This window comes from Sphingopyxis sp., assembly GCF_035565275.1.
Lineage (GTDB): Bacteria > Pseudomonadota > Alphaproteobacteria > Sphingomonadales > Sphingomonadaceae > Sphingopyxis.
This window is the reverse complement of sequence record NZ_DATMST010000094.1, coordinates 1-12,294: the sequence shown is the minus strand read 5'-3', so window position 1 is coordinate 12,294 and position 12,294 is coordinate 1. Positions and strand designations below refer to the sequence as shown.

13 protein-coding genes and 1 pseudogene are annotated in these 12,294 nt (G+C 65.9%); 10 read left to right on the top strand and 4 right to left on the bottom strand.

All coding sequences use genetic code 11. The features are described 5' to 3' along the window. The 3 genes from VN047_RS06950 to hisN all read right to left on the bottom strand — a co-directional run. Positions 1 to 127 (bottom strand): bL35 family ribosomal protein (locus tag VN047_RS06950; RefSeq protein ID WP_325541407.1); only part of this gene is annotated, 127 nt, incomplete at its 3' end. A gap of 145 nt (positions 128 to 272) precedes the next feature. Beyond that, positions 273 to 623, bottom strand: a complete 351-nt coding sequence (locus tag VN047_RS06945; RefSeq protein ID WP_325541405.1) for a GFA family protein — start codon at positions 621 to 623, stop codon at positions 273 to 275. 15 nt (positions 624 to 638) lie between these two features. Continuing rightward, positions 639 to 1,421, bottom strand: a complete 783-nt coding sequence (gene hisN / locus VN047_RS06940; protein WP_325541403.1) for a histidinol-phosphatase — start codon at positions 1,419 to 1,421, stop codon at positions 639 to 641. Between the two features lie 117 nt (positions 1,422 to 1,538). Here hisN and VN047_RS06935 point away from each other — a divergent pair, with 117 nt between their 5' ends. Continuing rightward, a complete protein-coding gene (locus tag VN047_RS06935) occupies positions 1,539 to 2,081 on the top strand; it encodes a TetR/AcrR family transcriptional regulator (protein WP_325541401.1) in 543 nt (180 codons plus the stop codon). A gap of 7 nt (positions 2,082 to 2,088) precedes the next feature. On the opposite strand, the gene VN047_RS06930 is transcribed toward VN047_RS06935, so the two are convergent. Beyond that, on the bottom strand, positions 2,089 to 3,024 hold the full coding sequence (locus VN047_RS06930; RefSeq protein WP_325541399.1) for a ribose-phosphate pyrophosphokinase: 936 nt from the start codon (positions 3,022 to 3,024) through the stop codon (positions 2,089 to 2,091). A 181-nt stretch (positions 3,025 to 3,205) separates the two neighbouring features. On the opposite strand from VN047_RS06930, the gene VN047_RS06925 reads away from it, so the two are divergent. From VN047_RS06925 to VN047_RS06885, 9 genes and pseudogenes are all read left to right on the top strand, one after another. Next, on the top strand, positions 3,206 to 4,864 hold the full coding sequence (locus VN047_RS06925) for an NAD+ synthase (protein WP_325541397.1): 1,659 nt from the start codon (positions 3,206 to 3,208) through the stop codon (positions 4,862 to 4,864). 13 nt (positions 4,865 to 4,877) lie between these two features. Continuing rightward, entirely contained in the window at positions 4,878 to 5,297 is a 420-nt protein-coding gene (locus VN047_RS06920; RefSeq protein WP_325541395.1) for a DoxX family protein, read from the top strand. A gap of 4 nt (positions 5,298 to 5,301) precedes the next feature. Continuing rightward, positions 5,302 to 5,511 carry a hypothetical protein gene (locus VN047_RS06915; RefSeq protein ID WP_325541393.1) on the top strand — a complete coding sequence of 70 codons (210 nt, stop codon included), beginning with the start codon at positions 5,302 to 5,304 and terminating at the stop codon, positions 5,509 to 5,511. 58 nt (positions 5,512 to 5,569) lie between these two features. Next, positions 5,570 to 6,880: a glutamate--tRNA ligase gene (locus tag VN047_RS06910; protein WP_325541391.1), complete on the top strand. Its 1,311-nt coding sequence runs from the start codon at positions 5,570 to 5,572 to the stop codon at positions 6,878 to 6,880. 144 nt (positions 6,881 to 7,024) lie between these two features. Further along, the gene (locus VN047_RS06905) at positions 7,025 to 7,762 is read left to right on the top strand and encodes a TonB family protein (protein WP_325541389.1); all 738 of its coding nucleotides are present in this window, start codon (positions 7,025 to 7,027) and stop codon (positions 7,760 to 7,762) included. A 218-nt stretch (positions 7,763 to 7,980) separates the two neighbouring features. Further along, positions 7,981 to 8,148, top strand: a complete 168-nt coding sequence (gene rpmG, locus VN047_RS06900; protein WP_037515700.1) for a 50S ribosomal protein L33 — start codon at positions 7,981 to 7,983, stop codon at positions 8,146 to 8,148. Between the two features lie 327 nt (positions 8,149 to 8,475). Further along, positions 8,476 to 10,884: a ligase-associated DNA damage response DEXH box helicase gene (locus tag VN047_RS06895; protein ID WP_325541386.1), complete on the top strand. Its 2,409-nt coding sequence runs from the start codon at positions 8,476 to 8,478 to the stop codon at positions 10,882 to 10,884. Between the two features lie 64 nt (positions 10,885 to 10,948). Further along, positions 10,949 to 12,022: a retroviral-like aspartic protease family protein gene (locus tag VN047_RS06890; protein WP_325541384.1), complete on the top strand. Its 1,074-nt coding sequence runs from the start codon at positions 10,949 to 10,951 to the stop codon at positions 12,020 to 12,022. Between the two features lie 40 nt (positions 12,023 to 12,062). Continuing rightward, positions 12,063 to 12,294 (top strand): annotated as a pseudogene (locus VN047_RS06885) (phosphoesterase); the annotation flags it as partial.

Below are 12,294 nucleotides of genomic sequence, written 5' to 3'. Positions count from 1 at the left end.
TGCGGATATATTTCGAGTTATGCGAAATCAGGCGGTGGCGCTTGCCGGCGACGCCGTGCTTCACCTTGCCCGAGGCGGTGAATTTGAAGCGTTTCTTCACACCGCTCTTGGTCTTCATCTTGGGCATTTTGGTCTCCTTTGGAAGTCCGTTTGCGTATCGGCCTGGCAGCCCTTTCAGCCAGCCGACACAATCGGAAGGCGCGCGCTTAGGGGGATTCGCGCCGGAAGGCAAGCGATTCGGGGAGGTTTTGCCCCTTGCCGCAATCAAGCGCTCAAAAACTCGCGCCATCGACCTTGTGAATGGTGAGTGCGTCGAGATCGGCTTCGGGAACGCAGCGCAGATTTACGGCCGCCATTTTCGATCCATCGGGGCCGGTACCGACCGAAAAGCCCTGGCACCCGCAGTCGGTGCAGAATTGATGATCGATATTATGCTTGTTGAACTTGTAGGATTCGAGCTTGTCATTGCCCTTGGTCAGCCGGAACCGGTCGATGGGCACGAAAGCGAGCAGAAAGCCCTTGCGCCGGCAATGCGAACAGTTGCAGCTCATCGCCGTGTCGGGGATGTCGCCTTCGACCGTATAGCTTACCGCGCCGCAGTGGCAGCTTCCCTCAAACGCCATGTCCGTTCCTCTCCGTCAATGGTGGCAGGCGAGCCCCTCGATCACATCCTCGAGCCGCGCCGGATCGCCGAGGGCGATGACATGGCCCGAACTGTCGGCGCTCAGCGGATCGCCGTTCCAGTCGCACATCGTCCCGCCGGCACCCTCGACGATCGGAGCGAGCGCGGCGAAGTCGTGAAGCTTGAGCCCGGCTTCGACGACCAGATCGATATGGCCGCTCGCGAGCAGGCCATAATTGTAACAGTCGCCGCCGAAGACCATCCGCTTGTGCGAGGTTTTCGCGGCAAGCGCCATGAAATGCTCGCCGTCATGGTCGCTGAAATATTGCGGGCCGGTGGTGGCGAGCACCGCTTCGGCAAGCTTGCGGCAGCTACGCGTGCGCGCCGGCTGGCCGTTGAACAAGGTCGGCTGTCCCAGCGCGCCGATCCAGCGTTCGCCGGCGATCGGCTGGTCGATGATGCCGAGGATGGGCCAGCCGTCCTGGAGCAGCGCGATCAGCGTTCCGAAGATCGGGCGGCCGGCCATGAAGCTGACCGTGCCGTCGATCGGATCGAGCACCCATTGGCGCGACGCCTCGGGGCGTTCGGCGCCATATTCCTCGCCGATGATTCCGTCGCGCGGTGCCTCGGCATCGAGCAGGTGGCGCATCGCGGTTTCGGCGGCGCGGTCGGCCTCGGTCACGGGGGAGGCGTCGGCCTTGGACTCGTGCGACCAGTTGGACCGGAAGAGCGGACGGATGGCTTCACCGGCGGCATCGGCGAGCCGGTTCGCGAGAGCGAGGTCAGATGTGATCGACATGACCCTCCGCTAGCGCAGCCCGGTCCCGGCCGCCAGTCCGTGCAAGGCTATTACGCTCCGGCCGAGGCGCTTTTTATCAATTTTACAAATATCGTCGAAACTGTAAAATCGGGATAGATGCCGGGTGACTTTCCTCTCGATCCGATCGTTGCGACCTTCGCGCGCTACGGGGTGCGCAAGGCATCGATGGAAGATGTTGCGCGCGCACTCGGCGTATCGCGTCAGGCGCTCTACAACCGGCATGGCTCGAAGCGCGCGCTCGTCGACTGGGCGACCCGAAGCCTGATCGACAGCTCGCTGGTCGCCGCGCTCGCCAGTATCGACCAGCCCGCGAGGACGCTTGTCGAACGCTTGACCGGTGCGCTCGATGCGTGGGCCGGCCGGCATATGGAAGCGCTGCATGCCTCGCCGCACGGCAGCGAGATTGTGGCGATGCTCCACCCCGAGCCTTCCGAAGCGGTGCGCGCGGCGGAGCGGCGGTTGGTGGCCGCAATGGCCGAGGCGATCCGGTTCAGCGGCCCCGGCTCGGCCGTATCGCGCGCGGGCAGCATGGCGCAGGCCTTATGCTGGACCGCGCGCGGGCTGGTCCATGCCGTGCCCGATCACGCGACCTTCTGGCGGCAGCTCGATCATATCGCCAGCGCGCTCGTCGCGCGCTGAGGCGGCATCAGTCGAAGAGCGAGGAGACGCTCGTTTCGTCGGCGATGCGCTTGATCGCCTCGCCGAGCAGCGGCGCGACGGTCAGCGCGCGGACCTTGCCGCTGTCGTTCACCGCGTCGGTCGGCATGATCGAATCGGTGATGACGAGTTCGGTGAGTTCGCTCGCATCGACGCGCGCGACCGCGCCGCCCGACAGCACGCCGTGGGTGCAATAGGCGACGACGCCTTCGGCGCCCGCCGCTTTCAGCGCCGCGGCGGCGTTACACAGCGTGCCCGCCGAATCGACGATATCGTCGATCAGGATGCAGAAGCGGCCCGCGACGTCGCCGATGATGTTCATCACTTCCGATTCGCCGGCGCGCTCGCGGCGCTTGTCGACGATCGCGAGCGGGGCGTTGTCGAGGCGTTTGGCGAGTGCGCGGGCGCGGACCACGCCGCCGACGTCGGGCGAGACGACCATCAGATTCTTGCCGCCAAAGCGCGCCTGGATGTCGGCGCTCATCACCGGTGCGGCATAGAGATTGTCGGTCGGGATATCGAAGAAGCCCTGGATCTGCCCGGCGTGGAGGTCGATCGCGAGTACGCGGTCGGCGCCCGAGGTGGTGATCAGGTTTGCGACGAGCTTCGCCGAGATCGGCGTGCGCGGACCGGGTTTGCGGTCCTGGCGGGCGTAGCCGAAATAGGGGACGACCGCGGTGATGCGCTTCGCCGAGGCGCGGCGCAGCGCATCGTTGATGATGAGCAGTTCCATCAGATTGTCGTTCGCGGGAAAGTTCGTCGGCTGGACGACGAACACATCCTGTCCGCGGACATTCTCGTGGATTTCGACGAAGACCTCCTCGTCGGCGAAGCGGCGCACGCTGGTATCGGTCAGCGGCAGTTCCAGATAGTCCGCGATCGCGCGGGCCAGCGGCAGGTTGCTGTTGCCGGAGATGAGTTTCATGGGGTGCGAAGCCCTTTCGCGCGGGGTGGGATTGCGCGCCCCCTTAGCCAGCACGGACCGATAGGGGAAGGCCCTAAAGCCACCTCGCGGTGTGCAATATCGGCGGGGCGATGTCGCGTCGCGTGCAATTGGTGCGTCTCTCCGGTTGAACGGGGCGGCCGGTTGGTCCTAAACCGCCCTTATGACCCAGCAGCTTTCCATCGTCCTTTCGCAGATGACGCAGGCGGTCGGCGACCTTGCCGCCAACGCCGAAGCGATGCGCGCGGTTCGCGCGCGGCACCCCCGGGCCGACCTGATCCTGTATCCCGAATTGCAGCTGATCGGCTATCCGCCCGAGGATCTGGTGTTGAAGCCCGCGCTAGCGGAGCGCGCGGCAAAGCTGCTCGCCGAGCTCGCCGCGGAAACCGCCGACGGCGGCCCGGCGATGCTCGTCGGTTCGGTCGAGCGCGACGGACCCGATCTCTACAATATCGTCGCGTTGCTCGACGGCGGCCGGATCGTCGCGACACGCCGGAAGCACGAGCTCCCCAATTACGGGACCTTCGACGAAAAGCGCGTCTTCGTTCCCGGCCCGCTTCCCGATGTCGTCGAATGGCGCGGCGTGAAGCTCGGCCTGCCGATCTGCGAAGACGGCTGGTTGCCGAAAGTTTGCCAGCACCTCGCGGGGCAGGGGGCCGAGTTGCTGATTTCGGTCAACGGCAGCCCGTACGAGATCGACAAGGACGAGCGCCGGCTGACGCAGGTGTTCGCGAGCCGCGTCGCCGAAACGAAACTGCCGCTGATTTTCCTCAATCGCGTCGGCGGGCAGGACGAGATCGTGTTCGATGGCTGCTCGTTCGTGCTCGATGCCGACGGATCGACCGCGCACCGGCTGACCGACTGGGAGAGCGAGGAGCGTGTCACCCGCTGGACGAAGGGCGGGAGCGGCTGGACGTGCGAGGCCGGCGCGATCGCCGAATGGGAGGCACACCCCGCTGACATTTACAGCGCGATGATCGTGAGCCTGCGCGACTATGTCGAGCGCAATCGCTTTCCGGGCGTGGTGCTTGGCCTGTCGGGCGGAATCGATTCGGCGATTTGCGCCGCGATCGCCGCCGATGCGCTCGGTCCCGACAAGGTGTGGTGCGTGATGTTGCCGAGCCGCTTCACCAGCGCGGCGAGCCTCGACGATGCCGCGGGCTGTGCGGCGATGATCGGGTGCCGGCTCGACACGATCCCGATCGTTCCGGCGGTCGAAGCGTTCGATGCGATGCTTGCGGGCAGCTTTGCCGATGTCGAGGTCGATATCACCGAAGAGAATGTCCAGTCGCGCATCCGCGGCGTGACGCTGATGGCGCTGTCGAACAAATTCGGTCCGATGCTGCTGACGACGGGCAACAAGAGCGAGATGAGCGTCGGCTATGCGACCATCTATGGCGATATGGCGGGCGGCTATAACCCGCTGAAGGACGCGTACAAGATGACGGTGTTCGCCGTCGCGAAATGGCGCAACGAAAATGTCCCGCGCCTGTCGCGCAACCCGGTGACCCCGGTGATGCCCGATACCATCATCACCAAGCCGCCGAGCGCCGAACTGCGCCCTGACCAGAAGGACGAGGATAGTCTGCCGCCCTATGCCGACCTCGACCGCATGTTGCACATGCTCGTCGAGGAAGAAGCGAGCGTCGACGATGTTGTCGCGCGCTACGGCTTCGATCGCGACGCGGTGGCGCGGATCGAGCGCCTTTTGATGCTTGCCGAGTACAAGCGCCGGCAGGCGCCACCGGGAGTGAAGCTGTCGACGCGCAATTTCGGGCGCGACCGGCGCTATCCGATCACGCACGGGTTCCGCACGGGATAGGAAGGGGAGGGGAATGGCTTTGACCGGACCCGCGGCGCCAGAGCCGCGTGCCGCGCTGGCGCTCGAGGCGCTGCGGATCATCGTCGCGATCCTCATCCTGATCCACGGCGTCTACCGGTTGACGATGGGGCTGGTCGAACCCTTCGGAATCTGGCTCGACAGTCTGGGATTTCCCCTCGGCTATGGCTGGGCGATGGCGGTGACGCTCTACGAACTCGCGGGCCCGCTGTTGATGCTCGCGCGCCGCTGGACGAGCTTCGCTGCTCTCGGTCACGCAGGCATATTGACGCTCGGACTGATCCTCGTTCACCTGCCCGCGGGATGGTTCGTCGTCGGTGCCGGACGCAATGGCGTCGAATATAGCGTGCTGCTGATCGCGGCGCTGCTCGCGATCGCCTGGGCCTGGTGGCCGACGCGCTGGCGACGGGGATGATCGCATGGCAAACTGGCTGACCGGTATCGGTTATGCGCTGTCGATCGTCAGCGTGGTCTTGCTGGCCTGGGTGGCATGGCCCGAGCCGGGTGAGGATCGCGGCCTGGTCGGGGCGATCATCGCGGGGGCGGTGCTGTCGGTAATCGGTATGGCGCTGCGCTGGGCGGCGCATATCATCCAGAATCGCAAGATCCGCGAGGAGGCGGCGAACTGAACGGCGGTGCAAGTTGGCGGTCGCCACGGCGACGACAATGCGGCTATAGGCGCCGCCCATGACCGTCGTGACCCGCTTCGCCCCCTCGCCGACCGGCATCCTGCATGTCGGCAATGTCCGTACCGCGCTCCATAATTGGCTGTGGGCGCGAAAGCATGGCGGCCGGTTCATGCTGCGTATCGACGACACCGATCTCGAACGATCGAAAGAGGGATATGTCGAGGCGATTCGCGCCGACCTTGCCTGGCTCGGCTTTGATATCGATGGCGAGGAACGTCAGTCGGCGCGCTTCGCGCTCTATGAGGCGGAATTTGCGAAGCTCGAAGCCGCCGGACGCGTCTATGCCTGTTACGAGACGCCCGAAGAGCTTGATATCCGGCGCAAGATCCTGCTCTCGCGCGGATTGCCGCCGGTCTACGAACGGAAACCCGAAGGCGCGCCGGTTCCCGAAGGTGTGGCGCCGCATTGGCGCTTCCGGCTCGATCATGACGAAGCGATCGAATGGAGCGACATGGTCCGCGGGCCGCAGCATTTCGAACCCAAGACCATGTCCGATCCGGTGGTGCGGCGCGCCGACGGCAGCTGGCTTTACCTGCTGCCAAGCGTGATCGACGACATTCAGATGGGGATTACCCATGTCGTGCGCGGCGAGGATCATGTGTCGAATACCGCGACGCAAATCCAGATGTTCGCCGCGCTTGGTGCCGCGCCGCCGGCTTTTGCGCACGAAGCTTTGCTCGTCGGGACCGAGGGGAAATTGTCGAAACGGCTCGGCTCGCTTGGCATGGCGAGCTTGCGCGATGACGGGATCGAGCCGATCGCGCTTGCGGCGCTGCTCGCGCGGCTCGGAACGAGCGATCCGGTCGAACCGGTGGCGAGCCTGATGCCGCTGATCGAAGGCATCGATTTCGCGCGCTTCGGCCGCGCGCCCGCGCGTTTTGACGAGGCGGAGCTTGCGTTGCTCAACCAGAAGATACTGCACCACATCGATCATGCGGCAGTGGCCGACCGTCTTCCTGCCGCGATCACCGAAGCGCGCTGGAACGCGGTCCGGCCGAATTTGATGACGGTCGCCGAGGCGGCCGACTGGGTAGCGGTGTTCGATGGCCCGTTTGCGCCGCCGCCAGCCGACACGGCCGACCGCGCGGTGCTCGATGCCGCGGCAGCGGCGGCACCGGAGATCGACTGGGCAGTCGACCCGTGGCACGCGCTGACGGATGCGGTGAAGGAAGCGACAGGGGCAAAAGGCCGCGCGCTCTTCCTGCCGCTGCGCCGCGCGCTGACCGGGCGCGACCATGGCCCCGACATGCGCGAATTGCTGCCGCTGATCGCCAAGGATCAGGCGGTAGCGCGGCTTTCCGCCGCCTGAAGCCCGCTGCGGCATCGTACAAATTCTTGCCTACCGATCCGCTTGACAAGATAAGTAATGTTATAATATCACCTGATCGTGACCTGGCCGTTGGCGACGGTCAGAATGCCGCGGGGCCGGGTCATGAAGGCAAGGAGAGATGCCATGACCCTGATACCGTTGATTTCAGCCATCGCCGCCGCGCCCGAGGCGGCCGCTGCACCTGCAGGAGGAGCGGCGCTTCTTCCCCGCAACAGCTATGGGAGCGGCCATCGTCACCATCCCGTCGCGGCCTTGTTCGCGGTGGGATTGCCGGTGGCGCTCGTCGTTGCGGTCGCGCTGTCGCCGATGATCGTCGAGATCGCACCCAAAAGCGATCCGATCCACGGCACGCTGGTCGAACTGGAAAAGCCGATCGAGCCCCCGCCGCCCAAGCCGGCAGCGCAAGAGGAAGCGACACCGAAACCGGCATCGACGACCGAAACCGTAATTCCCGTCGTGCCGGCGACATCCAACGACAATATTGTGGAGACCGGTCCAAAGACATTCGATCCCGTTATCCCCGACCGCGGCGACGTCCATGTCCCGCCTGCCGATCCGCCGGCGCCGCCCAAGCTGGTCCTCGCCGAGCTCGACCCGCGTTTCGCAGGCGCGTTCCAGCCCGACTATCCCGCGAGCGAGCAACGGCGCGAGCTTGAGGGCAGTGTCCGCGTGCGCGTGCTGATCGGCACCGACGGGCGCGTGAAGGCGGTCGAATTGGTCAGCGCCGACAGCCCCGGATTTTTCGAGGAGACGCGGCGCCGCGCGCTCGCAAAATGGCGCTTCAAGCCCGCGACACGCGGCGGCGTGGCCGAGGAAAGCTGGAAGGTGATGACGGTGCGCTTCCGGATCCGCAACGGCTGAGACCCCGGACCGGGCGTTCCCCGGGGCGGGCGGTTCGATACCGCCCGCCCGTTCCTTTCGCTTGACAGAATGCCCGAATCTCGCCAAAGGCGCCCGGATATCGGGGGCGGCGCACGCGCGCGGCCCTCTATGTTTTTCATCACAAGCAGTCGGGGCCCTGGTCCCGCCGCATGGGCCGCCTTGGTGGCAGATGCGTCAATATTTCGAGGAACAGGGCCATGGCCAAGCCGACGACCGTCAAGATCAAGCTGGTGAGCACCGCTGACACGGGCTTTTTCTATGTGACGAAAAAGAATCCCCGCACGATGACCGAAAAAATGTCGGTGCGGAAATATGACCCGCGTGTCCGCAAGCACGTCGAGTTCAAGGAAGCCAAGATCAAGTGAGGCATCGATCCGTTCGGCAGCGCTGAACGGAATAGCGATGTATCACCCCGGCAGAACGGGGATCCAGAAGGGCGGCGTCAAGCCGCCCTTTTTCGTGCGGCCGAACGACGGCATTGGGGTGGGAAGCGGACATTCGTCATCCCGGACTTGATCCGGGATCCACCGCGGCGCTGAAGTCATAGACCCCGGATCAAGTCCGGGGTGACGTTGAATGAATTGGCAGCCACCGGTCGAAAGCCGTACCCGACCCGGCAGAAGCCGGGCACGATTCCGGCTGAAGGCCGGGAAAGCCTTGCCCCCGCGCGCCCGGGCATCCACATCTTCTCCATGCCCCTCCCCGCCCCCTTCACCGACTGGTTCGCCGTGCGCGGATGGCGGCTGCGGCGGCATCAGGCCGACATGCTCGCAGCAGGGGAACGGGGCGAGCACGCCTTGCTCGTCGCGGCGACGGGGGCGGGCAAGACGCTGTCGGGGTTCTTGCCGAGCCTCGTCGATCTGACCGTAAACCCCTCGGACCGGCTCCACACGCTTTATGTATCGCCGCTCAAGGCCCTCGCCGCCGACGTCGAGCGCAACCTTCTGGGGCCGATCGCCGAGATGGGGCTCGACATCAGCGTCGAAAGCCGCAGCGGGGACACCTCGTCGGACAAAAAGGCACGCCAGCGCAGCCGGCCGCCGAATATCCTGCTGACCACGCCCGAATCGCTGTCGCTGCTGCTATCCTATCCCGACAGTTTTGCGATGTTCGCCGACCTCAGAACGGTGGTGATCGACGAGATTCACGCTTTCGCGCCCGGCAAGCGCGGCGATCTCCTCAGCCTCGCGATAGCACGGCTCCAGGCGATCGCGCCGGGGCTGCGCCGCGTCGGGCTGTCGGCGACGATCGCCAACCCCGCACAATATGCCGCCTGGCTTGCCCCGGACAGCCGCGGCGAGACGGTAACGCTCGTCGAGGGCGAGCCCGGCGCCGATCCCGATATCCGGATCCTGCTGCCCGCGGGCGCGGTGCCATGGGCGGGGCATTCGGGGCGCTATGCGGTGCATCAGGTGATGGCGGAGATCGCGAAGAACCGCACCACGATCATCTTCTGCAATACGCGGGGCCTTGCCGAGCTGATCTTTCAGGAATTGTGGAAGGTCAACGACCTGTCGCTGCCGATCGCGATCCACCACGGCAGCCTCGACCGTGAAGCGCGCCAGCGGGCGGAGGCGGCGATGGCCGAAGGCCGGCTGCGTGCGCTCGTCGCGACAGCGAGCCTTGACCTCGGGCTCGACTGGGGCGACGTCGACTGCGTGATCCAGATGGGCGCCCCCAAGGGATCGTCGCGGCTGCTCCAGCGCATCGGGCGCGCGAACCACCGGCTCGACGAGCCGAGTCGCGCGCTGATCGTGCCGGGCAACCGCTTCGAATATCTGGAGGCTCGCGCCGCGCTCGATGCCGTCGAGGCGGGCGAACGCGACGCTGATCGCTTTCGCCCGGGCGCGCTCGACGTGCTCGCGCAGCATGTCATGGCGCTCGCATGCGCGGCGCCGTTCCGGGAAGCCGAACTGCTCGCCGAGATACAGAGCGCGGCGCCATACCGGTGGATCGATGCCGACCTCTTCACCCGGCTGCTCGGTTTCGTGCGCGACGGGGGCTATGCGCTCAAAAGCTACGATCGTTTCCGCCGCCTCGCCCCCGACGGGCAGGGGGGCTGGCGGATAGCGCACCCGCGCCTCGCCGCGCAGCACCGCCTCAACGCCGGGATCATCGTCGAGGCGCCGATGGCCGATGTGCGCTTCCGGAACGGCCGGCGGCTCGGCAAGGTCGAGGAATATTTCGCGAGCACGCTGACCCCCGGCGACACCTTCGCATTCGCCGGCCTGAGCCTCGAGGTCGAGGCGATCCGCGACACCGACGTCATCGTCCGCGCGACCACCCGCCCCGCACGCATCCCGAGCTATATGGGCGCGCGTCTCGCGATCTCGACCCGGCTCGCCGACCGGGTCCGCGGTTTCCTCGCCGACCCCGAAAGCTGGCAGCGCTTTCCCGACGACGTACGCTTCTGGCTGGAAATGCAGGCGCTGCGATCAGTACTGCCGCGCCCCGGCGAACTGCTCGTCGAAACGTTCCCGCATGAGGGCAATCATTATCTCGTCTGCTATCCCTTCGAAGGGTGGAACGCGCACCAGTCGCTCGGCATGCTGCTCACGAAGAGGATGGAGCGCGCAGGATTGCAGCCGCTGGGCTTCGTCGCCTCCGACTATGCGATCGCGATCTGGTCGCTCAAACCCGTGACGCACCCCGCAGCGCTGTTCGACGCGGCGATCCTCGAGGGCGAGTTCGTCGAATGGGTCGAGCGCTCGCACCTGCTGAAGCGCGCTTTCCGCGAGGTCGCGGTGATCGGCGGGCTGATCGAACGCCAGCACCCGGGCAAGCGCAAGACGGGCAAGCAGGTGACCTTTTCGACCGACCTGATCTTCGACGTGCTCAGGAAATACGAACCCGATCATCTGCTGCTCGAAGCCGCATGGGCCGACGCGCGCGAGCGGCTGACCGATGTCGCACGTTTGGGTGACCTGCTCGATCGCGCCGCGGGGACGATGGTGCACCGGGCGCTGGACCGGATCAGCCCGCTCGCGATTCCCGTGCTCGTGCTCATCGGCCGCGAAAATGTCGCCGCCGCCGACATCGACGATGCGCTGCTCGGCGAACTGGCCGACACCCTCGCCGAACGGGCGATGCGTCCCGATTAGGCCACGGCTTGCCGCCCCGCCCAACGAAGCGTAATGTGCGGGCAAAAGACAAGAGGATGCCGCCATGACCCGTGTTGCCGTGCGTTCGCCGCTATGGGCTCTGCTCATCGCCACTCCGCTGATGCTGGGATCGACCCCGCCGACCCAGGCGCCGCCGACTCAAATTGCGCCGGCATCGACTCCGCCCGGCCCGGCGTCCGCGCCCGACCCCCATCTTGCCGGCCTGCTCGTCAATCCGGTGACCGGCGAGATTGTCCCCTTTATCCAGCCGTTCGACCTCGACGCGACGCGGCGCATGGCGGTGAACGTCATGGTCGGCGGAAAGGGTCCCTTTTCCTTTCTTGTCGACACCGGCGCCGAGCGAACGGTAATCGCAAGCGAATTGGCCGAGCGGCTGGGGCTTGCCGACGGACAGAAGCTGCGGCTCGCGACGATCGGCAGCTCGGCGCTGGTGCCGAGCTACCACGTCGCCGCGCTGTCGATGACCAATCTGCATATGGCGCCGTTCGAGGCGCCGGCCTTCGCGGGCCGACATATCGGCGCGGCGGGGCTGATCGGCATCGACATGCTCGAAAATCGTCGTGTTCTGATCGATTTTCGTGCCGAAAGCATGTCGATCCTCGAATCGCGCCGGCGCAGCAGGCCGACAATCGACGATGACGACGCGATCGTCGTTACCGCGCGCAATCAGGCCGGTCGGCTGATTCTTTCCGATGCCCGCATCGACGGCAAGCGCGTCGATGTGATCGTCGACACCGGTGCGCAAACGAGCGTCGGCAATCTGGCGCTCCAGAAGCTGGTTGCCGACCGGCGCCAGAACCGTTTCCCGTTTTTCCCGACGACGCTGAACGCTGTTTCGGGCGAAGCGGTGCCGGCGACGCGAACCGCGATCCGCCGGATCAAGATCAACGGTGCCGACGTCAATGACCTGCCCGTCAGTTTCGCCGACAGCCAGGCGTTCCGCGCGCTCGGGTTGAGCAAGCGACCCGCGCTGCTGCTCGGCATGGATAGTCTCGCGCTGTTCGACAAGGTCGAGATCGATTTTCCGAACAAGCGCGTCGTGTTCGACCTTCCTGATGGCGCGAGCCGGGAAACGAAGCAACGCTTCGCCGCAAACATGGCGGCGCGGGGCAGTTAGGCGGCTTGCGGCGCGGCGACCGTGCCGCCATAGCGGCGTCATGTCCGCCGCCGCGACCTTCGATTTTGCGGGCCAGCAGTTTCACATGCTGGCCGACCGGGCGCTGTTCTGGCCGCGCCACGAGGCGCTGATCGTCGCCGACCTGCATCTGGAAAAGGCGAGCTGGTTCGCGGCGTTTGGCCAACCGCTGCCGCCTTATGACAGCCATGATACGCTCGACCGGCTTGCGGCGCTCGCGGCCGAGACGCGCGCGCGCGCGGTCTGGTGCCTCG